Annotated in this window: 24 protein-coding genes; 21 read left to right on the top strand and 3 right to left on the bottom strand. The window is 72.3% G+C overall.

Going from position 1 to position 24,530, the window contains the following annotated elements:
• Positions 1 to 53: 53 nt before the first annotated feature.
• Positions 54 to 1,025, bottom strand: coding sequence for an LLM class flavin-dependent oxidoreductase (locus tag ACSLTV_RS20410; RefSeq protein ID WP_435612615.1), 972 nt, complete (start codon positions 1,023 to 1,025; stop codon positions 54 to 56).
• A gap of 288 nt (positions 1,026 to 1,313) precedes the next feature.
• Between ACSLTV_RS20410 and ftsY the strand changes: the two genes are divergently transcribed.
• Positions 1,314 to 2,522 (top strand): signal recognition particle-docking protein FtsY, encoded by a 1,209-nt coding sequence (gene ftsY / locus ACSLTV_RS20405; protein WP_432138904.1) that lies wholly within the window; start codon positions 1,314 to 1,316, stop codon positions 2,520 to 2,522.
• A gap of 141 nt (positions 2,523 to 2,663) precedes the next feature.
• On the opposite strand, the gene ACSLTV_RS20400 is transcribed toward ftsY, so the two are convergent.
• Positions 2,664 to 3,320 (bottom strand): bifunctional DNA primase/polymerase, encoded by a 657-nt coding sequence (locus ACSLTV_RS20400; RefSeq protein WP_435612614.1) that lies wholly within the window; start codon positions 3,318 to 3,320, stop codon positions 2,664 to 2,666.
• Positions 3,321 to 3,791: 471 nt separating this feature from the next.
• Here ACSLTV_RS20400 and nsdA point away from each other — a divergent pair, with 471 nt between their 5' ends.
• The 5 genes from nsdA to ffh all read left to right on the top strand — a co-directional run bounded on the left by nsdA (position 3,792) and on the right by ffh (position 11,410).
• Positions 3,792 to 5,282, top strand: a complete 1,491-nt coding sequence (nsdA, locus tag ACSLTV_RS20395; RefSeq protein ID WP_432138902.1) for a transcriptional repressor NsdA — start codon at positions 3,792 to 3,794, stop codon at positions 5,280 to 5,282.
• A 351-nt stretch (positions 5,283 to 5,633) separates the two neighbouring features.
• Positions 5,634 to 6,932 carry an ammonium transporter gene (locus ACSLTV_RS20390; protein ID WP_432138901.1) on the top strand — a complete coding sequence of 433 codons (1,299 nt, stop codon included), beginning with the start codon at positions 5,634 to 5,636 and terminating at the stop codon, positions 6,930 to 6,932.
• The gene (locus ACSLTV_RS20385) at positions 6,929 to 7,267 is read left to right on the top strand and encodes a P-II family nitrogen regulator (protein WP_003997576.1); all 339 of its coding nucleotides are present in this window, start codon (positions 6,929 to 6,931) and stop codon (positions 7,265 to 7,267) included. Before ACSLTV_RS20390 ends, ACSLTV_RS20385 begins: the two co-directional genes overlap by 4 nt.
• 26 nt (positions 7,268 to 7,293) lie before the next feature.
• Complete coding sequence (locus tag ACSLTV_RS20380; protein ID WP_435612613.1) at positions 7,294 to 9,738, top strand: [protein-PII] uridylyltransferase; 2,445 nt, start codon at positions 7,294 to 7,296, stop codon at positions 9,736 to 9,738.
• 121 nt (positions 9,739 to 9,859) lie between these two features.
• A complete protein-coding gene (ffh, locus tag ACSLTV_RS20375; protein WP_435612612.1) occupies positions 9,860 to 11,410 on the top strand; it encodes a signal recognition particle protein in 1,551 nt (516 codons plus the stop codon).
• Positions 11,411 to 11,507: 97 nt separating this feature from the next.
• On the opposite strand, the gene ACSLTV_RS20370 is transcribed toward ffh, so the two are convergent.
• The gene (locus ACSLTV_RS20370) at positions 11,508 to 12,368 is read right to left on the bottom strand and encodes an SAM-dependent methyltransferase (RefSeq protein ID WP_435612611.1); all 861 of its coding nucleotides are present in this window, start codon (positions 12,366 to 12,368) and stop codon (positions 11,508 to 11,510) included.
• A gap of 601 nt (positions 12,369 to 12,969) precedes the next feature.
• Between ACSLTV_RS20370 and ACSLTV_RS20365 the strand changes: the two genes are divergently transcribed.
• From ACSLTV_RS20365 to dprA, 15 genes are all read left to right on the top strand, one after another.
• Positions 12,970 to 13,566 (top strand): hypothetical protein, encoded by a 597-nt coding sequence (locus tag ACSLTV_RS20365; protein WP_432138897.1) that lies wholly within the window; start codon positions 12,970 to 12,972, stop codon positions 13,564 to 13,566.
• Positions 13,567 to 13,927: 361 nt separating this feature from the next.
• Positions 13,928 to 14,347 carry a 30S ribosomal protein S16 gene (gene rpsP / locus ACSLTV_RS20360; protein ID WP_432138896.1) on the top strand — a complete coding sequence of 140 codons (420 nt, stop codon included), beginning with the start codon at positions 13,928 to 13,930 and terminating at the stop codon, positions 14,345 to 14,347.
• Positions 14,348 to 14,349: 2 nt separating this feature from the next.
• Positions 14,350 to 14,589 (top strand): RNA-binding protein, encoded by a 240-nt coding sequence (locus ACSLTV_RS20355; RefSeq protein ID WP_003973401.1) that lies wholly within the window; start codon positions 14,350 to 14,352, stop codon positions 14,587 to 14,589.
• An 88-nt stretch (positions 14,590 to 14,677) separates the two neighbouring features.
• Complete coding sequence (gene rimM, locus ACSLTV_RS20350; protein WP_432138895.1) at positions 14,678 to 15,223, top strand: ribosome maturation factor RimM; 546 nt, start codon at positions 14,678 to 14,680, stop codon at positions 15,221 to 15,223.
• Positions 15,223 to 16,056, top strand: a complete 834-nt coding sequence (trmD, locus tag ACSLTV_RS20345) for a tRNA (guanosine(37)-N1)-methyltransferase TrmD (protein WP_432138894.1) — start codon at positions 15,223 to 15,225, stop codon at positions 16,054 to 16,056. The genes rimM and trmD overlap by 1 nt, the downstream gene beginning before the upstream one ends.
• Positions 16,057 to 16,189: 133 nt before the next feature.
• Positions 16,190 to 16,540, top strand: coding sequence for a 50S ribosomal protein L19 (gene rplS / locus ACSLTV_RS20340; protein ID WP_037886451.1), 351 nt, complete (start codon positions 16,190 to 16,192; stop codon positions 16,538 to 16,540).
• 45 nt (positions 16,541 to 16,585) lie between these two features.
• Entirely contained in the window at positions 16,586 to 17,278 is a 693-nt protein-coding gene (lepB, locus tag ACSLTV_RS20335; RefSeq protein ID WP_432138893.1) for a signal peptidase I, read from the top strand.
• Positions 17,271 to 18,362, top strand: coding sequence for a signal peptidase I (gene lepB, locus ACSLTV_RS20330; RefSeq protein ID WP_432138892.1), 1,092 nt, complete (start codon positions 17,271 to 17,273; stop codon positions 18,360 to 18,362). Before lepB (ACSLTV_RS20335) ends, lepB (ACSLTV_RS20330) begins: the two co-directional genes overlap by 8 nt.
• Complete coding sequence (gene lepB, locus ACSLTV_RS20325) at positions 18,250 to 19,230, top strand: signal peptidase I (protein ID WP_432138891.1); 981 nt, start codon at positions 18,250 to 18,252, stop codon at positions 19,228 to 19,230. The genes lepB (ACSLTV_RS20330) and lepB (ACSLTV_RS20325) overlap by 113 nt, the downstream gene beginning before the upstream one ends.
• A 98-nt stretch (positions 19,231 to 19,328) precedes the next feature.
• Positions 19,329 to 20,093: a signal peptidase I gene (lepB, locus tag ACSLTV_RS20320; RefSeq protein ID WP_432138890.1), complete on the top strand. Its 765-nt coding sequence runs from the start codon at positions 19,329 to 19,331 to the stop codon at positions 20,091 to 20,093.
• Positions 20,094 to 20,322: 229 nt separating this feature from the next.
• Positions 20,323 to 20,841 (top strand): NUDIX hydrolase, encoded by a 519-nt coding sequence (locus tag ACSLTV_RS20315; RefSeq protein ID WP_432138942.1) that lies wholly within the window; start codon positions 20,323 to 20,325, stop codon positions 20,839 to 20,841.
• A gap of 56 nt (positions 20,842 to 20,897) precedes the next feature.
• Positions 20,898 to 21,206 (top strand): DUF2469 domain-containing protein, encoded by a 309-nt coding sequence (locus tag ACSLTV_RS20310; protein ID WP_003965949.1) that lies wholly within the window; start codon positions 20,898 to 20,900, stop codon positions 21,204 to 21,206.
• An 88-nt stretch (positions 21,207 to 21,294) separates the two neighbouring features.
• Positions 21,295 to 21,696: a YraN family protein gene (locus ACSLTV_RS20305; protein ID WP_432138889.1), complete on the top strand. Its 402-nt coding sequence runs from the start codon at positions 21,295 to 21,297 to the stop codon at positions 21,694 to 21,696.
• A gap of 1 nt (position 21,697) precedes the next feature.
• On the top strand, positions 21,698 to 23,323 hold the full coding sequence (locus ACSLTV_RS20300; RefSeq protein ID WP_435612610.1) for a YifB family Mg chelatase-like AAA ATPase: 1,626 nt from the start codon (positions 21,698 to 21,700) through the stop codon (positions 23,321 to 23,323).
• The gene (dprA, locus tag ACSLTV_RS20295; protein WP_435612609.1) at positions 23,320 to 24,477 is read left to right on the top strand and encodes a DNA-processing protein DprA; all 1,158 of its coding nucleotides are present in this window, start codon (positions 23,320 to 23,322) and stop codon (positions 24,475 to 24,477) included. Before ACSLTV_RS20300 ends, dprA begins: the two co-directional genes overlap by 4 nt.
• The last annotated feature ends 53 nt before the right edge of the window (positions 24,478 to 24,530 follow it).

The raw sequence follows: 24,530 nt of genomic DNA, 5'->3' as shown, positions 1-24,530 counted from the left end.
CCAGTCCCCGCTGCCCGCTCCTCGACACCCGTGAGGCGTACTGCCCCGGCCCGTCAGACCGAGAGCCGGGGCAGTACGCCCTCGCACAGCAGTCGCAGCCCGCGCCACCCCTCCTCCGGTGGCATCCCGCCCGCCAGCGGATGCAGCACACAGGTCTCCAGCCCCTCGGCCACGCACTCGTCCGGCGTGACGATCCGGTACACGCCCTCCCGCCGCAGCTCCTCGACCGTCGTCGCGGCCGACGTCACCGCCGACCGGACCCCACCGGACTGCCAGGAGGCGTACGTCCGCGCCTCGTACAGGAAGTGCCGCCCGTACCGCGCCCACGCGCGCTCCGGGTCCTCCGACAGGTGCAGCAGCGGTGTCCTGGGCGCCGGCATCATCGACCAGCCCTTGGTGCCGTACTCCGCCAGCCGCTCCTCGTAGTACGCCGCCAGCTCCGGCAGATGCGCGCTCGGGAAGAACGGCAGCCCCAGCCGCGCCGCCCGCCGCGCCGCCGCCCGCGACGAGCCGCCGACCAGCAACAAGGGGTGCGGACGGGTGTACGGCCGCGGGGTGACCCGTACCGTACGGCCCCGGTGGGTGAACTCCTCGCCGGTCCACGCCGCCAGCAAGGTCTCCAGCAGCTCGTCCTGCAGTCGCCCGCGCCGCCGCCAGTCCACCCCGGCCCGCGCGTACTCCTGCGGCCGGTACCCGATCCCCGCCACCGTCACCAGCCGCCCGCCGCTCAGCAGGTCCAGCACGGCGATGTCCTCCGCCAGCCGCAGCGGATCGTGCAGCGGTCCGATCGCCGCCGACACCGTGACCGACAGCCGCCGTGTCGCCCCCAGCACCGCGCCCGCGAAGACGAACGGGGAGGGGAGCCAGCCGTCCGCCACCCCGTGGTGCTCCTCGGTCTGCACGGTGCCGACCCCGCGCTCGTCGGCGTAGGCGGCCATCTCCAGCGCGGCGCGGTACCTCTCCCGCAGCTCGGCGGGGCCGGCCCCGGGTGCGACCAGGTTGAAGCGGACGACGGTGACGGGCATGCGGGTCCCCTTCCGGTGCGGTCCGCCGGGGACACTAACTGACGGGGCATCAGATGGCCAGGGGGTGGCGTTGGGCCCGGGAGCCCGGGCCGGCCGTGCCGTGAACGGCTCGCCGGGCATCGCGCCCGCCCCGGCGACGTGGCCGGCGCGGCCGCCCTTCCCGGTGCGGGCCGCTCGCCCGGGCCCGGACTCGTCGGCTGGGCCCGCCGCTCCCCGCCCTCGCCGCCCGCCGCCCGGCCGTGGCGTCCGACGGGCCCCTCGGGGTGGGGGATGGATACTGGACCCGTTATGGAAACCGTCATCCTTGCTGTCATCATCGCCGTGGTCGTGCTCGGCGTGATCGGCGGGCTCATCGTCGGCACACGGCGCCGGAAGCCGCTGCCGCCGCCGCCCCCGGCCGCCCCCGACATCACCGCGCCCCCGGCCGAGCCGCACGTCGGCGAAGAGGCCGAGACACCGCGCGACGAACCGCGCCGCACGATCGAGGAGGTGGACCTCCCGGGCGGCACCGCGCCGACCGAGGTCGAGGAACCACCCGCCGACCTCGTCGAGGCGCCCGCGATCGAGATCCCGGAGCCCACCGCCGGCCGACTGGTCCGCCTGCGCGCCCGGCTGTCCCGCTCCCAGAACGCCCTGGGCAAGGGCCTGCTCACCCTCCTGTCGCGCGAGCACCTCGACGACGACACCTGGGAGGAGATCGAGGACACGCTGCTCACCGCCGACGTCGGCGTCCAGCCCACCCAGGAGCTGGTCGAGGGCCTGCGCGAGCGCGTCAAGGTGCTCGGCACCCGCACGCCCCAGGAACTGCGCGGACTGCTGCGCGACGAACTGCTCAAGCTGGTCGGCACCGACGTCGACCGCACCGTGAAGACCGAGCCCGCCGACCGCAAGCCCGGCATCGTGATGGTCGTCGGCGTCAACGGCACCGGCAAGACCACCACCACCGGCAAGCTCGCCCGGGTCCTCGTCGCCGACGGCCGCACCGTCGTCCTCGGCGCCGCCGACACCTTCCGCGCCGCCGCCGCCGACCAGCTGCAGACCTGGGGCGAGCGGGTGGGCGCCTACACCGTGCGCGGTCCGGAGGCCGGTGACCCCGCCTCCGTCGCCTTCGACGCGGTGAAGGAGGGCAAGGAGATGGGGGTCGACGTGGTCCTCATCGACACCGCCGGCCGTCTGCACACCAAGACCGGCCTCATGGACGAACTCGGCAAGGTCAAGCGCGTCGTCGAGAAGCACGCCCCGCTCGACGAGGTGCTCCTCGTCCTCGACGCCACCACCGGCCAGAACGGCCTCGTCCAGGCCCGGGTCTTCGCCGAGGTCGTGGACATCACCGGCATCGTGCTGACCAAGCTGGACGGTACCGCCAAGGGCGGCATCGTCGTCGCGGTCCAGCGTGAGCTGGGCGTCCCGGTCAAGTTGATCGGGCTCGGCGAGGGCGCGGACGACCTCGCGCCGTTCGAGCCGGAGGCGTTCGTTGACGCCCTTATCGGGGAGTGACGCCGACCAGCCGCGAGAAGCCGTGCAGGGTCGCGTCGGCGACGGTCCCGCCGGCCGGGGACCGCGAGAAGCGCCCGCCCTCCGAGGTGCAGTCGGGGAGCGGGCGCTTCGCTTCGGGGCTTCGGAAGGGCCGACCGCCCGTCAGGCCCGCGACCGGTGCGCCACGTACGCCAGCGTGCCCAGCAGCAGCCGGGCCGCCGGTGGCCGGGCCGCGGTGTCCAGCTCCGGCTCCCGCAGCCAGCGCACCGGGCCGAGGCCGGCCCGGTCGGAGGGCGGCGCGGTGACGAACGTACCCGGCCCGAGACCGCGCAGGTCGAGTGCGGCCGGATCGTCCCAGCCCATGCGGTAGAGCAGCGCGGGCAGCTCGGCCGCGGCACCCGGTGCGACGAAGAACTGGGCCCGCCCCTCGGGCGTCACCGCGACCGGACCCGTCGGCAGCCCCATCCGCTCCAGCCGGGCCAGCGCCCGCCGGCCGGCCGGCTCGGCGACCTCGATCACGTCGAAGGCGCGCCCCACGGGCAGCATCGCCGACGCCCCCGGAAACCCACCCCAGACCTTGGTCACCTCGTCCAGCGTGGCGCCGGCCGGCAACTGCGGCGCGAAGTCCAGCGGGTGCGCGCCCGGCGCACGGCAGTCGCGGCGACCGCAGGAACACGCGCCGCCCGAGGCACGGGCGCCGGGCACCACCTCCCAGCCCCACAGCGCGGTGCACTCCGCGACGGCCGTGCACTCGGACGGACGGCCGCGCCTGCGCGCGCCGGAGCGGATCTCGCGAATGCCGCCGATCGTGAAGCCCATGCCCCCTCCAACGGGTCCGACGCACCGGTGGTTACGTAGCGGACGCGGAACGTGACGCTCTGTACTTATGCCTGTACTCATGCCTCCCGAGGCACCCCCGTATGACCAGCGCCTTGGAGCGTGCAGGGTGGTGTGCCGGGCGATGTGCGCCCCTGGGTGCTTCGCTCCGCTCACTCCCGGCCGGTCTGTGTCAAGTGAATCGCGTATCGGCCATCGTCAGTTCATTCGAAGGGGTGGCGAATGGTGGCGTTTCCGGGATCCACATGGCTGAGCCCGTGATCGTAGGACTACTTTGGGTGCACGAAGCCGCAAGGCACATGCACGTGTGGGTATGCCGGAGGCAAGTCGACACCCCGTTCGAAGGGTGAGAACCGGCGGACGAACGGCAGCGCCCACCGGCATTCTGATAAGGGTTGGCCCACTCAAAGGCCCGGCACGGCGCCGGGCGGTCTCAGGGATGGGGGCGTTCCAGTGAGCGGCAACGACGGTGGCGGGACGAACGCTGCGAGCGCGGACAAGCGCCCCAACGAACTCCTCACGTCGTGGTTCGTACGCAGCGGCTGGTCCAAGGGCGAACTGGCCCGCCAGGTCAACCGCCGCGCCCGCCAGCTGGGCGCCAACCACATCTCCACCGACACCTCGCGAGTCCGCCGCTGGCTGGACGGCGAGAACCCCCGCGAACCCATTCCGCGGATCCTGTCCGAACTGTTCTCCGAGCGGTTCGGCTGTGTGGTCTCCGTCGAGGACCTCGGTCTGCGCACCGCGCGGCAGGCACCCTCCGCGACCGGCGTCGACCTGCCCTGGACGGGCCCGCAGACAGTGGCCCTGCTCAGCGAGTTCTCGCGCAGCGACCTGATGCTGGCGCGGCGCGGCTTCCTCGGGAGCTCGCTGGCGCTGTCCGCGGGCCCGACCCTCATCGAACCGATGCAGCGCTGGCTGGTCCCCAGCCCGCCCGCCCCCCGCCAGGACCCCGACCGGCCACTGCCGAACAGCCGGGCGCGCGGCCGCCTCTCCAAGCCCGAACTGGACCTGCTGGAATCCACCACCGTGATGTTCCGGCAGTGGGACGCCCAGTGCGGCGGCGGCCTGCGCCGCAAGGCGGTCGTCGGCCAGCTGCACGAGGTCACCGACCTCCTCCAGGAACCCCACCCCGAGGCCACCGCGAAGAAGCTCTTCAAGGTGGCCGCCGAACTGGCCGAACTGGCCGGCTGGATGTCGTACGACATCGGGCTGCAGCCCACCGCGCAGAAGTACTTCGTCCTCGCCCTGCACGCCGCCAAGGAGGCCGGCGACCGGCCGCTCGGCTCGTACGTCCTGTCCAACATGAGCCGTCAGATGATCCACCTCGGCCGGCCCGAGGACGCCCTGGAACTCATCCACCTCGCCCAGTACGGCAGCCGCGACTGCGCCAGCCCCCGCACCCAGTCCATGCTGTATGCGATGGAGGCCCGCGCCTACGCCAACATGGGTCAGCCCGGACGCTGCAAGCGGGCCGTGCGGATGGCCGAGGACACCTTCGCCGACGCCGACGACTGGGACGAGCCCGAGCCCGACTGGATCCGCTTCTTCAACGAGGCCGAGCTGTACGGCGAGAACTCCCACTCCTACCGCGACCTCGCCTACGTGGCGGGCCGCAGCCCCACCTACGCCTCCCTCGCCGAACCCCTCATGCAGAAGGCCGTGCAGCTCTTCGCCGCGGAAGGCGGCGACTACCAGCGCTCCTACGCCCTCAACCTCATCGGCATGGCCACCGTCCACCTGCTGCGCCGCGACCCCGAACAGGGCGCCCAGTACGCCACCCAGGCCATGCATGCCGCCAAGAAGGTCCGCTCCGAGCGGGTGAACACCCGTATCCGCAAGACCGTCGACACCGCGGTCCGCGACTTCGGCGCCCTCGCCGAGATCGTCGACCTCACCGACACCCTCGCCGTCGAGCTGCCCGAGACCGCCGAAGCGGTCTGAGCCGCGGCGCCCCCCCATACACCGGCCGCGGCCGGCCCTCCCGAACTGCCCGACTCGGCTCCCCCCATGCCAGGTCATCGGAAGGCCGCCGCGGCCGGTTTTCCCTGCCCGCGACCGGGCCACTTCCCGAATGCGCGGGAAGGTTGCGCCACGATAACGATCCCGCGGCCCGGCATCTCCCACTTCACCGACGCGTAACACACCGGGCGCCTTCGTCACCCGTGCGAAACAACCAGGGGCTTCCACCGAAACCGCGCTGCGTCAATCTCTTGGCGCATAACCGGCCCACCCCCTCACTCCGCTCAGGCTTCGCCCGCACGGGGCCGTACTCACGACGAGGAGATACCGGCATTGAACGGCACAGATACCGGATTCGTATTGATCAGTGCAGCGCTCGTCATGGTGATGACGCCTGGGCTGGCCCTTTTCTACGGCGGCATGGTGCGCTCCAAGAGCGTCCTCAACATGCTGATGATGTCCTTCATCTCCCTCGGCATCGTCAGCGTGCTGTGGGTGCTGTACGGGCACTCGCTCGCCTTCAGCGGTGACACCGGCGGCTTCATCGGCAACCTGGACATGATCGGGCTGAAGGGCGTCAACGCCGACAGCGTGGTGGACAGCTTCGTCACCGACGCGAACGGCAAGGCGCACCAGATCTCCACCTTCGCCTTCTCGCTCTTCCAGATGCTCTTCGCCGTCATCACGGCGGCCCTGATCAGCGGCGCCCTCGCCGACCGCATCAAGTTCGGCGCCTGGATGGTCTTCATCGGCGTCTGGGTCACCGTGGTCTACTTCCCCGTCGCGCACTGGGTCTGGGGCGGCGGCTGGCTCGCCCAGCTCGACCCCGCCGTGATCGACTTCGCGGGTGGTACCGCCGTCCACATCAACGCCGGCATCGCCGGACTCGCCGCCGTCCTCGTCGTCGGCAAGCGCATCGGCTTCAAGAAGGACCCGATGCGACCGCACAGCCTCCCGCTGGTCCTGCTCGGCACCGCCCTGCTGTGGTTCGGCTGGTTCGGCTTCAACGCCGGCTCGGAACTCGGCGTCGACGGCATCACCGCCACCATGGCCATCAACACCCAGGTCGCCACGGGCGCCGCCATGCTCGGCTGGCTCGCCTACGAGCGCATCCGCCACGGCGCGTTCACCACCCTGGGCGCCTGCTCCGGTGCCGTCGCCGGCCTGGTCGCGATCACCCCCTCCGGCGGCAGCGTCAACGTCTTCGGCGCCCTGCTCATCGGTGTCGTCGCCGGCGTCCTGTGCTCCTGGGCCGTCAGCCTCAAGTACAAGCTCGGCTACGACGACTCCCTCGACGTCGTCGGCGTCCACCTGGTCGGCGGTGTCATCGGCACCCTGATGGTCGGCTTCCTCGCCATCGGCGGTGTCGGCGGCGGCAAGCAGTTCGTCTCCCAGGCCATCGGCGCCTTCTCCGTCATGGGCTACACCTTCGTCGTCACCTACGTCCTCGCCCTCGTCATCCAGAAGACGATCGGCTTCCGGGCCTCCGAGGACGACGAGGTCACCGGCCTCGACCAGACGGCCCACGCCGAGACCGCATACGACTTCAGCGGCGCCGCCGGCTCCCACATCGCCTCCGCCGCCCCCGCCCCCGCCGGCACCGCCGCCGCGAGCAAGAAGGTGGACGCATGAAGCTCATCACCGCCGTCGTCAAGCCCCACCGCCTGGACGAGATCAAGGAGGCCCTGCAGGCCTTCGGCGTCCACGGCCTGACGGTCACCGAGGCCAGCGGTTACGGTCGTCAGAGGGGACACACCGAGGTCTACCGCGGTGCCGAGTACACCGTCGACCTCGTCCCCAAGATCCGCATCGAGGTGCTGGCCGAGGACGACGACGCCGAGCAGCTGATCGACGTCATCGTCAAGGCCGCCCGCACCGGCAAGATCGGTGACGGCAAGGTCTGGTCCCTCCCGGTCGAGACGGCCGTACGGGTCCGCACCGGCGAGCGCGGCCCGGACGCGCTCTGACCGCAGAAACGAACAGGAGTCGCTGGGTGACGAGTACGGACGTGCGAAACGAAGCAGATGACTCGGGACCCAGCGGCTACGCGGCGGCCCGGCTGCGCCTCCTCACCGAGGGGGCGCGGTCCGGGCCGCCGCGCCGTTCGGCCCTGTCCGCACTGACCGACGACTGGCTCGGCGGCCTGTTCGCCGCGGCCGCGACGGACCAGCGCGGCGTCTCCCTGGTCGCCGTCGGCGGCTACGGCCGCGGCGAACTGTCCCCCCGCAGCGATCTCGACCTCCTCCTGCTGCACGACGGCGGCGACCCCAAGGCCGTCGCCGCCCTCGCCGACCGCCTCTGGTACCCGGTCTGGGACCTCGGCCTCGCCCTCGACCACTCCGTGCGCACCCCCGCCGAGGCCCGCAGGACCGCCGGGGAGGACCTCAAGGTCCAGCTCGGCCTGCTCGACGCCCGCCACCTCGCCGGCGATCTGGGCCTGACCGCCGGACTGCGCACCGCCGTCCTCGCCGACTGGCGCAACCAGGCCCCCAGGCGCCTGCCCGAGCTCCAGGAGCTCTGCGCCGAACGCGCCGAACGCCAGGGTGAGCTGCAGTACCTGCTGGAACCGGACCTGAAGGAGGCCCGGGGCGGACTGCGCGACGCCACCGCCCTGCGCGCCGTCGCCGCCTCCTGGCTCGCCGACGCCCCCCGCGAAGGCCTCGACGACGCCCGGCGCCGGCTGCTCGACGTCCGCGACGCCCTGCACCTCGCGACCGGGCGCGCCACCGACCGGCTCGCCCTGCAGGAACAGGACCAGGTCGCCGCCGAGCTGGGCCTGCTCGACGCCGACACCCTGCTCCGGCAGGTCTACGAGGCCGCGCGGGTCATCTCGTACGCCAGTGACGTCACCTGGCGCGAGGTGGGGCGCGTGCTGAGATCGCGCGCCGTGCGGCCCCGGCTGCGCGCCATGCTGGGCGGCGGGAAACCGACCGCCGAGCGCTCTCCACTGGCCGAGGGCGTCGTGGAGCAGGACGGCGAGGTTGTGCTCGCCCGTGCCGCGCGCCCCGAACGCGACCCCGTGCTCCCCCTGCGCGCCGCGGCCGCCGCCGCGCAGGCCGGCCTCCCGCTCTCCCTGCACGCCGTACGGCGCATGGCGGCCACCGTGCGCCCCCTGCCCGCCCCCTGGCCCGCCGAGGCCCGCGAACAACTCGTCACCCTGCTGGGCTCCGGCCGCCCCACGGTCGAGGTCTGGGAGGCGCTGGAGGCGGAGGGCCTGGTCACCCGCCTCCTGCCCGACTGGGAGCGGGTCCGCTGCCGCCCGCAGCGCAACGCCGTCCACGTCTGGACCGTCGACCGCCACCTCATCGAGACCGCCGTGCGCGCCTCCGAGTTCACCCGCCGGGTCAGCCGGCCCGACCTGCTCCTGGTCGCCGCCCTCCTGCACGACATCGGCAAAGGCTGGCCGGGCGACCACTCCGTCGCCGGCGAGATCATCGTCAAGGACGTCGCCGCGCGCATCGGCTTCGACCGCGCCGACGTCGCCGTCCTGTCGACGCTCGTACGCCACCACCTCCTGCTGATCGAGACGGCGACCCGGCGGGACCTGGAGGACCCGGCGACCGTGCGGCTGGTCGCCGATGCGGTCGGCACGCAGAGCACCCTGGAACTGCTGCACGCCCTCACCGAGGCCGACGCGCTGGCCACCGGCCCCGCGGCCTGGTCCTCCTGGCGCGGCTCCCTGGTGACCGACCTCGTCAAGCGGGTCGCCGCCGTCCTCGCCGGGGACGCGCCGCAGGAGCCGGAGGCCGCGGCGCCCACCGCCGAACAGGAACGGCTCGCCCTGGAGGCGGTCGCCACCGGCGGGCCGGTACTCGCGCTGCGGGCCCAGACCGAGCCGCCGGGGGAGGAGGCGACCGGGGAACCGGAGCCGCTCGGCGTCGAGCTGCTGATCGCTGTACCCGACCAGCCCGGGGTGCTGCCGGCGGTGGCGGGAGTCCTGGCCATGCACCGCCTGACGGTCCGCACGGCCGAGCTGCGCGCCCTGGCGCTGCCCGACGGCGTCGAGGGCTCGGTGCTGCTGCTGGACTGGCGGGTGGCGGCGGAGTACGGCTCCCTGCCCCAGGCCGCGCGCCTGCGCGCGGATCTCGTGCGCGCGCTGGACGGCTCCCTGGACATCGCCGGCCGGCTCGCCGAACGCGACGCCGCCTACCCCCGGCGCCGCGGCTGGACCGCGCCCCCGGCCCGTGTGACCGTCGCCCCGGCTGCCTCGCGCCACGCCACGGTCATCGAGGTCCGTGCCCAGGACGCGCCCGGGCTGCTGTTCCGCATCGGACGGGCGCTGGAGGACGCGGGGGTGCGGATGCGGAGTGCGCACGTGAGCACGCTGGGCGCGAACGCCGTCGACGCCTTCTACGTCACGGGAGCCGGCGGTGCCCCCCTGCCGAGCGAGGAGGCGGCCGCGGTGGCGGGGAAGCTGGAGACGACGCTGCGCGGGTGAACCGGGGCGACGGGCCGGGTCGGCGAGGTGTTGGACACGACCGTGACCCGGTTCTGTCGCTCCGGGATACCCTGGAGGGCGATTCCCGAAGCCGACCCCGACCCCGAGGACCGCGAGCGCCGTGTTCGATACTCTTTCCGATCGCCTCTCAGCGACTTTCAAGAACCTGCGCGGCAAAGGACGGCTCTCCGAGGCGGACATCGACGCCACCGCGCGCGAGATCCGCATCGCGCTCCTCGAAGCGGACGTGGCCCTGCCCGTGGTCCGCACGTTCATCAAGAACGTCAAGGAGCGCGCGCTCGGGGCCGAGGTCTCCAAGGCCCTGAATCCGGCGCAGCAGGTACTGAAGATCGTGAACGACGAACTCGTCACGATCCTCGGCGGCGAGACCCGCCGCCTCCGCTTCGCCAAGCAGCCGCCGACCGTCATCATGCTGGCCGGTCTGCAGGGCGCCGGTAAGACCACCCTCGCGGGCAAGCTGGGCCGGTGGCTGAAGGAGCAGGGGCACTCACCGCTGCTGGTCGCCTGTGACCTGCAGCGCCCGAACGCCGTGAACCAGCTCAGCGTGGTCGCCGAGCGCGCCGGTGTCGCCGTGTACGCGCCGCAGCCGGGCAACGGCGTCGGTGACCCGGTCCAGGTCGCCAAGGACTCCATCGACCACGCGAAGGCCAAGGTCCACGACATCGTGATCGTGGACACCGCGGGCCGGCTCGGCATCGACGCCGAGATGATGCAGCAGGCCGCCGACATCCGCGACGCGGTCAGCCCCGACGAGATCCTCTTCGTCGTCGACGCCATGATCGGCCAGGACGCCGTGAACACCGCCGAGGCGTTCCGGGACGGCGTCGGCTTCGACGGTGTGGTGCTGTCCAAGCTCGACGGTGACGCCCGCGGTGGTGCGGCGCTGTCGATCCGGCAGATCACCGGCGAGCCGATCATGTTCGCGTCGAACGGCGAGCAGCTGGACGACTTCGACGCGTTCCACCCCGACCGGATGGCCTCGCGCATCCTCGACATGGGTGACCTGCTCACCCTGATCGAGCAGGCGGAGAAGACGTTCAGCCAGGAAGAGGCCGCCAAGATGGCCTCCAAGCTGGCGTCGAAGAAGGGCCAGGACTTCACCCTGGACGACTTCCTGGCCCAGATGGAGCAGGTCAGGAAGATGGGCTCCATCTCGAAGCTCCTCGGGATGCTGCCCGGCATGGGGCAGATCAAGGACCAGATCAACAACCTCGACGAGCGGGACGTGGACCGCACCGCCGCGATCATCAAGTCGATGACGCCGGGGGAGCGCCAGGACCCGACGATCATCAACGGCTCGCGGCGGGCGCGTATCGCACGCGGTTCCGGCGTCGAGGTCAGCGCGGTGAAGAACCTGGTCGAGCGGTTCTTCGAGGCCCGCAAGATGATGTCCCGCATGGCCCAGGGCGGCGGAATGCCCGGCATGCCGGGGATGCCGGGCATGGGCGGTGGCCCGGGCCGCAGCAAGAAGCAGCCGAAGAAGGCCAAGGGCAAGCAGCGTTCCGGCAACCCGATGAAGCGCAGGCAGCAGGAGCAGGAGGAGGCCGCCCGGCGCGCGGCCGCCGCTCAGGGCGGGGGCGCCTTCGGGGTGCCGCAGCAGGGCGGGCAGGAGTTCGAGCTGCCGGACGAGTTCAAGAAGTTCATGGGCTGACCGGGCCGAAGGCTCCCGTCCGGGGGAGCCGCGTACACACCGTCGAGGGCGCCCTTCTCCGAGGGGCGCCCTCGACGCGTGCCGGGCGCGTCGCCGGTCAGGGCACGCGTGCGATGAGGTAGCGGAAGACGTTCGGCATCCACACCGTGCCGTCGGGTCGGCGGTGGGGGTGGAGCGCCTCGGTGAGTTCCTTGTCGACCTGGGCCGGGTCGGTGGCGGCGACGGCCGCGTCGAAGAGGCCGGTGGAGAGCAGCCCGCGGACCGCGCTGTCCGTGTCGGCGTAGCCGAAGGGGCAGGCGACCCGGCCGGAGCCGTCGGGCCGCAGGCCGGCCCGACGGGCGATGTCCTCCAGGTCGTCGCGCCGGCTGGTGTGCCGGGAGCCGGTGCCGCCCGGCAGGGGATCGGCCAGCTCGACGGCCACCCGCAGCACGGCCGAAGTGGCGCACCGTTCGGGCGGCCCCCACCCGGTGAGGACGACGGCCGTGCCGTGCTCGGCGAGCGGGAGGGCGGCGCTCAGGAGGCCCGCGAGCCGCTCGGGGTCCCCGCCGGCGCAGCCGACGGGGTCGAAGGCGGTGACGAGGTCGTACGGGGGTGTGCGCGGGCCGACGGCGTCCTGGGGCGGACCGTCGAGGAGGCGCGCGTCCACGCGCGCGTGCGGGCCCGGCGGTTCGGCCTGCAGTCGCTGCCGGGCGAGGGCGAGCCGCTCCGGGTGGGTGGTTTCGACGCCGGTGAGGGTGGCGCCCCGGGCGGCCGCCATCAGCAGCGCGAGTCCGGAACCGCAGCCCAGGCCCAGCAGCCGGGTGCCGGGGCCCACTTCCAGCCGTTCGTAGACGGCCTCGTAGAGCGGGACGAGCATGCGCTCCTGGATCTCTGACCAGTCACGCGCGCGTGCATCGCGGTCCACGCGGGGATGCGCTCCCGTGTGGGTCCGGTGCTGCCGCACGAGCGTAGGTGTCATGGATAAGCGCCCCAATCCGCCGAGAGTTCGAGAGAGTTCTCCACCGTGCCCGTCTGTCCTGGCCCCCGTGCAGTGCGCTCGCACTCCCCCCGTATGTCAGGTAACTCCCCGCCCGCGACCGCGTCCAGAGGTTGTGGAGCCCGGTTTGCGGGCGGGGGGCGCGCGTGGCGGGAATTCACGTTCCGGCAATGCGGGCCCGTACCATCGCGCCATGGCGCGGACACCCGTCGTCCCGGGGCGGCCGGCCGGAGGACCAGGCATTGTTCCGGCCACGGAGGACGGGTCGGTGCCCGGGACGAGGACGCACCGGGTAACGTCGCGGGCGTGGCGCGCGCTGAACGAGGCGTGGGGTGGGGCGTGAGAGCGGCCGGAACTCCCCTTGCGCCCCACCCACGCCTTCGCACCCCGGCGCGAGGAGACTGCGTACGCGCCGGTACGTACGGGTGTCTACGCACCAGCTTGGGATGAGCTGCGTGGCTTCTCCGCAGATCAGCGCACCCGCCCTCGTCGGGGGGCATCAGTGGCAACTGACGGGTACGTGCAAATTATTTGGGATGCCCCGGAATAGGAACACAGCGGCACCCCCGCTCGTTGTCATTACGTGAGCACGACACAGACACCACCTGTTCTCGCCGCAGAGCTGGCACAGGCGTGGGCCGACATTCAGCGGCACCACCCCGAACTGCCGGACCTTGCCGCGCCCGAATCCCTGATCGGGGAGTCGTCGTCCGCGTGCGGTCACGAGCTCTCCTTCGAGCGACTGCTCCATGAGGCGGTCCATGGCATCGCCGCCGCGCGCGGCGTGCGTGACACCTCCCGTGCCGGCCGATACCACAACCGCAGATTTCTCGCCATCGCCGAGGAACTGGGCTTGGACCACCCCGAGGAGCCGCACCCCAGCAGCGGCTTCTCCCTGGTCACGCTCAGTCCCGAGGCCAAGCGGCGCTACCGGCCGACCATCGAGCGCCTCCAGCGGGCCCTGAAGGCCCACATGGCGGCCACCTCCGCCGACACCACGCGCTCCTTCCGGGGCCCGGCCGCCCGCCACGGCTCCTCCGGTGGCGGCGTACGGGTCAAGGCGGTCTGCGACTGCGGACGCAACGTACGGGTCGTCCCGTCGGTGCTCGCCCAGGCGCCGATCGTGTGCGGCGGGTGCGGCAAGCCGTTCCGCATCCCCGAGGTGGTCGGCGCGGCCTAGACGCGCGTCGGATGTACCGGCATCTCGTGGCTGCCGGTGCGGCCGGACGACCCGGGGTGCCGTCGCCTCCCCACGGCGCGGCACCCCCCTCAGTCGTGCCCGACGCGGCCTTCCGGCCCTCTCCCGTCCTTCGGTCCCTCACCGGCCGTCCGCGGCCCTTCCCCTGTCCTCGCAGGGCCGTTCCGCGGACCCTCGGCCGGAAGCGGTCCGCGGGGTATGGCACAATGGCTAGCTGTACTCGACAGCCGCACAGGACCCCTCTCTCCTCCGGCTGACGCGTCCGTCGGGCACTCGGGTACCGCAACCCCACGCGGCAATCTCGCCGTGCCCAACCACGTCAAATCCAGGAGAACCCACTCCCGTGGCAGTCAAGATCAAGCTGAAGCGTCTGGGCAAGATCCGTTCGCCTCACTACCGCATCGTCGTCGCCGACTCCCGCACCCGCCGTGACGGCCGTGCGATCGAGGAGATCGGCAAGTACCACCCGACGTACAACCCGTCCGTCATGGAGGTCGACGCCGACCGCGTGGCGTACTGGCTCTCCGTCGGCGCCCAGCCGACCGAGCCCGTGCTCGCCATCCTGAAGAAGACCGGCGACTGGCAGAAGTTCAAGGGCGAGCCCGCCCCGGCGCCGCTGCTGACCGCCGAGCCCAAGAAGGCGCGCCCGTCGTTCGAGGCCCTGGGCGGCGACGACGAGGGCAAGGGTGAGGCGATCACCCAGAAGAAGAAGGCTGAGAAGAAGGACGAGGCCGCGGCTGCGTCCGAGTCGACCGAGGCCTGAGCATGCTCGAAGAGGCGCTTGAGCACCTCGTGAAGGGCATCGTCGACAACCCTGACGATGTGCAGGTCGCCTCGCGCAACCTGCGTCGCGGGCGTGTGCTGGAGGTCCGGGTCCACCCCGACGACCTCGGCAAGGTGATCGGCCGTAACGGCCGCACCGCACGCGCTCTGCGCACCGTCGTGGGCGCCATCGGCGGACGCGGTGTCCGGGTCGACCTCGTCGACGTGGACCACGTTCGCTGACGCTTCAAACAGCAACAGCGCCGGCTCGGGCCGGGGAGGGCCGTTGGGCCTCCCCGGCCCGTAGTCGTATGACAGGAGATTGGGACTCGTGCAGCTCGTAGTCGCCCGGATCGGCCGTGCCCACGGCATCAAGGGCGAGGTCACCGTGGAGGTCCGCACCGACGAGCCGGAACTCCGGCTGGCGCCCGGCGCCGTCCTCGCCACCGACCCCGCCGCCGTGGGGCCGCTCACCATCGCCGCCGGGCGGGTCCACAGCGGCCGCCTCCTGCTGCGGTTCGAAGGCGTCGCCGGCCGCACCGCCGCCGAGGCGCTGCGCAACACTCTCCTGATCGCCGAGGTCGACCCGGACGAGCTGCCCGAGGAGGAGGACGAGTACTACGACCACCAGCTGATCGACCTGGACGTCGTCACCGAGGACGGCACCGAGATCGGCCGGATCACCGAGATCTCCCACCTGCCCTCCCAGGACCTGTTCATCGTCGAACGGCCCGACGGCAGCGAGGTCATGATCCCCTTCGTCGAGCAGATCGTCACAGAGATCGACCTGGCCGAGCAGAAGGCGGTCGTCTCGCCGCCGCCCGGGCTGATCGACGACCGCGCGGAGATCGCCTCCTCCCGGGACGAGGAGTCCTGATGCGGCTCGACGTCGTCACCATCTTCCCGGAGTACCTGGAGCCGCTGAACGTCTCCCTGGTCGGCAAGGCACGCGCGCGTGGACAGCTCGACGTCCACGTGCACGACCTGCGCTCCTGGACCCACGACCGGCACAACACCGTCGACGACACGCCGTACGGCGGCGGCCCCGGCATGGTGATGATGACCGGGCCCTGGGGCGACGCCCTCGACTCGGTTCTCGCCGACGGCTACGAGACCGGCTCCCACGGTCCGGCCCTGATCGTCCCCACGCCCAGCGGCCGCCCCTTCACCCAGGAACTCGCCGTCGAGCTGTCCGGGCGGGACTGGCTGGTCTTCACCCCCGCCCGCTACGAGGGCATCGACCGGCGCGTCATCGACGAGTACGCCACCCGCATGCCCGTCTACGAGGTGTCCATCGGGGACTACGTCCTGGCCGGCGGCGAGGCGGCCGTCCTGGTGATCACCGAGGCCGTGGCCCGGCTGCTGCCCGGCGTCCTCGGCAACGCCGAGTCCCACCGCGACGACTCCTTCGCGCCCGGCGCCATGGCCAACCTCCTGGAAGGCCCCGTCTACACCAAACCGCCCCAGTGGCGCGGCCGGGAGATCCCCGAGGTGCTGCTCAGCGGCCACCACGGCAGGATCGCCCGCTGGCGCCGCGACGAGGCGCTGCGACGCACCACCAGCCACCGTCCCGACCTCATCGAGCGCTGCGACCCCAAGGCCTTCGACAAGAAGGACCGCGAGATGCTCTCCATCCTCGGCTGGGCACCGGACCCCGCAGGCGAAGCCCAGGGCCGATTTTGGCGCAGGGTCGACGGCGTGGAAGAATAGGCCGCTGCTGTGCGCCGTCCGGCGTGCGCCCCTGCCACAGGGGGACACGACGCCCGCCCCGACCGCACACTGCTTCGTGCACACACCTAGCTACCGCTGATGACCTGTGGCATCGGCGAAGAAAGCAGACGAAATGTCTCACCTGCTCGACTCCGTCGACTCCGCGTCGCTGCGCAGCGACATCCCGGCCTTCCGCCCGGGTGACACCGTCAACGTCCACGTCCGCGTCATCGAGGGCAACCGCTCTCGTGTGCAGCAGTTCAAGGGCGTGGTGATCCGTCGCCAGGGCGCCGGTGTCCGCGAGACCTTCACGGTCCGCAAGGTCTCGTTCTCCGTCGGCGTCGAGCGCACCTTCCCGGTGCACACCCCGATCGTCGAGAAGATCGAGCTCGTCACCAAGGGTGACGTCCGTCGCGCCAAGCTGTACTACCTGCGCGAGCTGCGCGGCAAGGCCGCGAAGATCAAGGAGAAGCGCGAGAACTGAGCGCCTCCCCGGCGTCACAGGCGGGCCGGATAGCATCTGGCCTCGATGGACACCGAAGCACAGCCGAGCGAGCGCGACCGCTCCTCCCGCCCTGGTGAGGGTACGGAGGAGCGGTCGCGCTCGTCGTTGGCGGCGCGGATCGCGGATCTCATCCCCGGCGGCCGGATCAGCCTCACCCTGCTGAGCTGCCTGGTCTTCCTGCTGCTCCTGGCCACCTTCGTGGTGCAGCCCTTCCAGATCCCCAGCGGGTCCATGGAGAACGCATTGAGGATCGGCGACCGCGTTCTCGTAAACAAGTTGGCGTACCGTTTCGGTGCCGAGCCACGACGCGGCGATGTCGTCGTGTTCGACGGCACGGGGTATTTCGGTGACGGTGACTACGTCAAACGCGTCGTGGGGGTCGGGGGAGACCACGTGGTCTGCTGCGACCAGGAGGGGAGGATCCAGGTGAACGGCCGGTCGGTCGACGAGTCGACCTTCCTGTACCCGGGTGACAGCCCGTCCGGCGTGCCCTTCGACGTGGCCGTGCCCGAGGGCACCCTGTTCCTCCTCGGGGACCACCGCGGCGCGTCCAGGGACTCCCGCGACCACCTCGGCTCGCCCGGCGGCGGCATGGTCCCCGTGGACGACGTGATCGGGCGCGTCGACTGGATCGTCTGGCCGTTCGGCCACCTCACCCGACTCCACCGGCCGAGCGCCTACGCGCGCGTGCCCGTCGCCGGCGGTGCGCATGGGTAGCCGCGGCAAGCCCCGAGGAGGCGCCGGCAGCCCCGCGGACAACCTCCTGCCCACCGGCACGCGGCGCGCCGCCGCCCCGTCGAGCGGACGCACCCGCGCGGAGCGGCGCAAACTGCAGCGCAAGGTGAAGCGCAAGCGCAGGCGCTCCGCCATCAGGGAGATTCCGCTCCTGGTCGGCGTCGCGGTTCTCATAGCGCTGGTCCTGAAGACCTTCCTCGTCCAGGCCTTCGTGATCCCGTCGGGCTCCATGGAGCAGACCATCCAGATCGGCGACCGGGTCCTGGTCGACAAGTTCACCCCGTGGTTCGGCTCCGAGCCCGAGCGTGGGGACGTCGTCGTGTTCAAGGACCCCGGCGGCTGGCTCAAGGACGAGCAGACCACCGCGAAGAAGGACGACCCGGTCGTCATCAAGCAGGTCAAGCAGGCCCTGACCTTCATCGGCCTGCTGCCGTCCGACGACGAGAAGGATCTCATCAAGCGGGTCGTCGGCGTGGGGGGCGACCATGTCAAGTGCTGTGACACGCAAGGGCGAATCACCGTCAACGGCGTTCCCCTGAACGAGGGGGATTACCTCTACCCGGGCAGCGCTCCCTCCGAGACCCCCTTCGACATCACCGTCCCCGAGGGACGGCTGTGGGTCATGGGCGACCACCGGGACAACTCCGCGGACTCCCGCAGCCACCAGGACGAGGACGGCGGCACGGTCTCCCTCGACCAGGTGGTGGGCCGTGCCATGGTCATCGCGTGGCCCATGGGCCACTGGAACAGTCTCAAGGAACCGCAAACCTTTTCCGCCGTGGCCGACTCGGCCGCCGTCGCTGCCCCGACCACCCCCGGGCGGTCGCTTAGGGTTGACCACGACCCGAACGGAACGATCCACCTCCCGACCCCTGCGGAACTCCCGCTCGTTATGGGAGTGGTGGGCCTGCGTCGCATCCGGGGCAGGCAGCGGCACAGAGTTAGGAGTTGGCGTGGGGGATGTGGCGGTTGGCGCACGATCCGGACACGACGGCGAGGAGCACCGCGGACACCCCGTGGAAGCGGCCGATCCGGCCGCGGACGACACAGTGACCTCCGGGAGTGAGCCCGGGGCCCCCGAGGACGAGCCCACGGCGGGCGCCTCGGCCGGACCCGGCGGACAGGGCCCCGGGGACTCGGCGCCCCAGGCGAAGAAGCCGCGCTCCTTCTGGAAGGAGCTGCCGATCCTGATCGGCATCGCGCTGGTCCTGGCGCTCCTGATCAAGACATTCCTGGTGCAGGCGTTCTCGATCCCGTCGGCCTCGATGAACGACACGCTGCTGGAGGGCGACCGCGTCCTCGTCGACAAGCTGACCCCGTGGTTCGGCTCCGAGCCAGAGCGGGGCGAGGTCGTCGTCTTCCACGACCCGGACAACTGGCTTGCCGGTGAGGAACCGCCGACGCCGAACGCCTTCCAGACCGCCCTCAGCTGGATCGGCCTGATGCCGTCGGCGGAGGAGAAGGACCTGATCAAACGGGTCATCGGCGTCGGCGGCGACACCGTCGAGTGCAAGGGCACCGGCCCGGTGAAGGTCAACGGCAAGCCCCTCGACGAGGAGTCTTACGTCTACCCGGGCAACACCCCCTGCACGGTCGACGACACCGGCGGCCAGTTCAAGGTGACCATCCCCGAGGGCTACATCTGGGTCATGGGCGACCACCGCCAGAACTCCCGGGACTCCCGCTACAACCAGGCCGACCGGCACCACGGCATGGTCCCCGTCGACGAGGTCGTCGGGCGCGCCATCGTGAAGGCCTGGCCGATCAACCGCTGGGGCACGCTCCCGGTGCCGGACACCTTCGACCAGAACTTCGGTACCTCGGCCGCGCCGTCCGCCGCGCTGACCGTGGCGCCGCAGAGCCTGGCACTCCTCGGTGCGGTACCGCTGGTCCTGTGGCGGCGCAGGCGCCCGGCGCCGGCCGAGACACGCTGAGCCGACGGCCCCCCGGGTAAACCCTTCCCCAAGCTTGTGACCGAGGCGCCGGGACGGGGGCTGCCCCCGTTCGGTACTGCCGGGTAGGGTGCGGACCCATGGGTGGTCAGAGCGGGACACGGACGGCTCCGCGCGGCGGCGGCAACGACCTGGTGGGCAGCCGGACCGGACAACGGCTGTCCGGGCTGGCGGTGGCACTGGGCCTGGTGCTGTTCCTCGGCGGGTTCGCATGGGCGGCCCTGGTCTACCGGCCGTACACCGTGCCCACCAACTCCATGACCCCCACCATCAAGGCGGGGGAGCGGGTCCTCGCCGAGCGGGTGGACGGTGACGAGGTCCGCCGCGGCGACGTCGTCGTCTTCACCGACGAGAACTGGGTCTCCAACGCGCCGGTCGTCAAGCGGGTCGTCGCCGTCGGTGGGGACACGGTCGCCTGCTGCACCGACGGCAAGCTGACCGTCAACGGCAAGAAGATCGACGAACCTTATCTGACCCCGGGCAGCCGGGCCGAGCTCACCGGTTTTCCGACCGTCACCGTCCCCGAGGGCCGGCTCTTCCTCCTCGGCGACGAGCGTGCCGGCTCCCTGGACTCCACCGCGCACATCACCGACGCGGCCAGCGGCACGGTCGCGCGCGGCGCGGTCACCGCCCGGGTGGACGCCGTGGTCTGGCCCATGGACGGCATGCTCAAGCGGCCGACCGGGTTCGAGGCACTCGGCGCGCTGTCCTCGCCCGGCCCCCTGCGCACCATCGTCGCGCTGATCGTCGCCGGCGCCGTGCTGGTGCTGGGCGGCGGCGCGTACGGCCCGGTCGCCAAGCTGCTGTCCCGGCGCGGACGGACGGAGCCTGCCGGTGCGCGCTGAGCCGGCGGAGGGGCCCGGAGCGGCCGGTGCGACGCGGACGGACGAGCCGGCCTGGAACGGGGAGCGACGGGCGCCGCTGGACGGGGCGGCCGGCGAAAGAGGACGGCGGGTCCCGCCGGAAGGGGCAGTGACTGCCCCGGTGGAGCCCGTCGCGGCTGAGACCGTGTACGCGGAGCGCGGCGACGCTGAGACGGTGTCCGCGGAGCCCGGGGATGCTGAGACCGCACACGTGGAGCGCGGTGACGTAGGGCCTGACGGGCTCGGTGACGGGTTGCGCAAGGTGGCCCGGGTGGTGCTGCTGGACCCCGAGGACCGCATCCTGCTGCTGCACGGCCACGAACCGGACGATCCGACCGACGACTGGTGGTTCACCCCCGGCGGCGGCCTGGAGGGCACGGAGAGTCGTGAAGAGGCCGCACTGAGGGAACTCGCGGAGGAGACGGGTATCACCGAGGTCGAACTGGGCCCGGTGCTGTGGCGGCGCCGCTGCTCGTTCCCGTTCGCGGGCCGCCGCTGGGACCAGGACGAGTGGTACTACCTGGCCCGTACCACGACGACGGCGACCCGCGCCGCGGCGCTCACCGAACTGGAGCGGCGCAGCGTGGCGGGGGCGAGGTGGTGGACCTGTGCGGAACTGACCGGGTCGCATGAGACGGTGTATCCGACCAGACTCGCCGAGCTGTTGCGCGGCCTGCTCGACGACGGTCCCCCGGCCAGGCCCGTGACCCTGGACACGGAAATCGTCTAGGGGCGCCCAGGACTGGCGCACAATGGGGGGATCGCACGGCTGAAGGGGAACATGCCATGAGCGCCGAGGACCTCGAGAAGTACGAGACCGAGATGGAGCTGAAGCTCTATCGGGAGTACCGCGATGTCGTCGGTCTGTTCAAGTACGTGATCGAGACCGAGCGGCGCTTCTATCTCACCAATGACTACGAGATGCAGGTCCACTCGGTCCAGGGTGAGGTGTTCTTCGAGGTGTCCATGGCGGACGCGTGGGTCTGGGACATGTACCGACCGGCTCGGTTCGTGAAGCAGGTGCGGGTCCTCACGTTCAAGGACGTGAACATCGAAGAGCTGAACAAGAGCGACCTGGAGCTGCCGGGCGGGTGAGTGGCGGGCGGTAGACACTCGGACGGGTGACGGAGTTTTCCACACCCACCGACTTGTCCACCAAGATCCACTCCCGGGCCGGATCCGGGTGATCGTCGGTGCCGGAGGTGGTGCCGACATGCACACGGACCTGGCCCGCAGGGCACTCGGCAGGTATGGCGAGGAACTGGCCGCGCGGCGGCTGGCCGACGCCGGGATGAGCGTGCTGCAGCGCAACTGGCGCTGTGGCCGCGACGGGGAGATCGACATCGTCGCCCGGGACGGCGACGTGCTGGTCATCTGCGAGGTGAAGACCCGCCGGGGCGGCGGATACGAGCATCCGATGGCCGCGGTCACGCCCGAGAAGGCCCGGCGGTTGCGGAGCCTCGCCGAGAAATGGCTGCACACCCACGGAGGAGCGCCACCGGGCGGCGTCCGCATCGACCTCGTCGGCGTCGTCCTGCCCGAGCGGGGCGCCCCGCTCGTCGAACATGCGCGGGGGGTGGCCTGACATGGGCTTCGCGCGTACCTGCTCGGTCACGCTGGTCGGCGTCGAGGGCGTCGTCGTCGAGGTCCAGGCCGACCTCGAACCCGGCGTCGCCGCCTTCACCCTCGTCGGCCTCCCCGACAAGAGCCTGACGGAGAGCCGGGACCGGGTCCGGGCCGCCGTGGTCAACTCGGGCGGCGAGTGGCCGCAGAAGAAGCTCACCGTCGGACTCAGCCCCGCCTCCGTGCCCAAGGCCGGCTCGGGGTTCGACCTCGCCGTGGCCTGCGCCGTGCTGGGCGCCGCCGAGCGGATCGACCCGCGGGTGCTCGCCGACATCGTGATGATCGGTGAGCTGGGCCTCGACGGCCGGGTGCGCCCGGTGCGGGGCATCCTGCCCGCGGTGCTGGCCGCGGCCGACGCCGGGTACGAACAGGTCGTCGTCCCCGAGTGCGCCGCCGCCGAGGCCTCGCTCGTACCGGGGGTGTCCGTGCTCGGCGTGCGCAGTCTGCGCCAGCTGATCGCGGTGCTCGCCGACGAACCCGTACCCGAGGAGGAGCCCGACGACAACGGCCGCCCCGACCCGCTGCTGACCGGCCTGCGAGTCCCCGGCACCGGCGCGGCCACCGGGCTGCACAGCGCCCGCGCCGCCCACCAGGACCCGGGACACGACCTGGCGGACGTCGTGGGCCAGATCCCGGCGCGGACAGCGGTCGAGGTGTCCGCGGCGGGCGGCCACCACCTCTTCCTGGAAGGCCCGCCCGGCGCCGGCAAGACCATGCTCGCGGAACGCCTGCCGACCGTGCTGCCCCCACTGACCAGGGAGGACTCGCTGGAAGTCACGGCGGTGCACTCGGTGGCCGGCCTGCTGCCGCCGGGCAAACCGCTGATCGGCGCTGCGCCCTACTGCGCCCCGCACCACTCGGCCACCATGCAGGCGCTCGTCGGCGGCGGCCCGGGCGTCGCCCGGCCGGGGGCCGTGTCCCTGGCTCACCGCGGGGTGCTCTTCCTGGACGAGGCGCCCGAGTTCAGCGGACAGACCCTGGACGCGCTCCGGCAGCCGCTGGAGGCGGGCCACGTGGTGATCGCCCGCAGCGCCGGGGTGGTGCGCTTCCCCGCCCGCTTCCTGATGGCCCTGGCGGCCAATCCCTGCCCGTGCGGCCGCTTCTCGCAGCGCGACACCCTCTGCGAGTGCCCGCCCTCCGCGATCCGTCGCTATCAGGCGCGGCTGTCCGGGCCCCTGCTCGACCGGGTGGACCTGCGCGTGGAGGTGGAACCGGTCAGCCGGTCCGAACTCGCCCACCGGGGCGCCGGAGGGGAGTCCACGGCGACCGTGGCCGCCCGGGTGCTGGCCGCCCGCGAGCGGGCCGCGCGACGGCTGGCCGGCACCCCGTGGCGTACCAACAGCGAGGTCCCGGGACGGGAACTGCGCAGCCGGTGGCACGCGGCAGGCGGCGCCATGGACGAGGCCGAGCGGAGCCTGGAGCGGGGCGTGCTCACCGTCCGGGGGCTCGACCGGGTGCTGCGCGTCGCCTGGACCATCGCCGACCTGGTCGGACACGACCGGCCCGACGCCACGGACGTCGCCCTGGCGCTGCACCTGCGCACCGGAGTGCCCCGCGGGGTGCCCATGGCCATCGGAGCCCTGCTGTGAGCGGCGGCGGACCGGGCGGCGAGCGGTGGGCGCGGATCTTCCTCGGACGGGTGATCGAGCCGGGGGACGAGGTGGGAGGGCGGTGGGTGCGGGAGGCGGGGGCCACGGAGGTCGTGCGCAGACTGCGGGGCGGCGGGGCCGCGCCGCCCGGGTTGAGTGAGAACCGCTGGGCCGGGCTGCGTGCCCGGGCCGAGCGGGCCGAGCCGGAGCGGGATCTGGCGGTCGCCGCGGCGGCGGGGGTGCGGTTCGTCGTCCCGGGCGACGTGGAGTGGCCGGGAACATTGGACGACCTCGGCGACGCCCGGCCGCTCGGACTGTGGATCCGGGGCAGGCCCAGCCTGCGGATGTGGACACTGCGGTCGGTCGCCGTGGTGGGAGCACGGGCCTGCACCGAGTACGGCGCCCACATGGCCGCCACCCTGTCCGCCGGACTCGCCGAGCGCGGCTGGGTCGTCGTCTCCGGCGGAGCCTACGGCGTCGACGGCGCCGCCCACCGCGGAGCACTCGGCGCCGGAGGCGCCACCGTCGCCGTCCTCGCCTGCGGAGTCGACCGGCCCTACCCGCGCGGCCACACTCAACTGATCAACCGGATCGCGGACCAGGGCCTGGTCGTCGGCGAGTTGCCGCCGGGCGACCACCCGACGCCGAGCCGGTTCATCCTGCGCAACCGGGTCATCGCCGCTCTGACCAGGGGAACCGTCGTCGTGGAGGCGGCCCACCGCAGCGGCTCCCTCGTCACCGCGCGGGCGGCGCAGCGCCTCGGCCGGCACACGATGGGGGTGCCGGGCCCGGCCACCAGCGCCCTCTCCGCCGGCGTGCACGAGCTTCTGCGCGGCGAGGCGGTGCTCGTGAACGACGCCGCAGAAGTGGTCGAACTCGTCGGGGACATGGGCGAGCTGGCCCCCGAGCGGCGCGGGCCCGTCCTCCCGCGCGACCTGCTGGCCCCCGGCGCCCGCCGGGTCCTGGCCGCGCTGCCCGCCCGCCGGGCCGCCGCCGTCGACGAGATCGCGCGCGGCGCGCAGACCGTCGAGGACGAGGCCGTCGCGAGACTGTACGAGCTGCGCGCACTGGGCTACGTCGAACGTCACGGCGACGGCTGGAAGTTGACACGCCAGGCGGTGCTCTCCGTCAGGATGGACCGGCGTCAGTGCTGACCCGTCCGGTTCGGCCGTCCGGGGGAACGCGGACCCCCTTGGGAATTCCCCCA

This window comes from Streptomyces sp. bgisy159, from assembly GCF_965341775.1.
Classification (GTDB): Bacteria; Actinomycetota; Actinomycetes; order Streptomycetales; family Streptomycetaceae; genus Streptomyces.
Note: the sequence above shows the minus strand (reverse complement) of the source record. Positions and strands in the feature narration are given on the sequence as shown.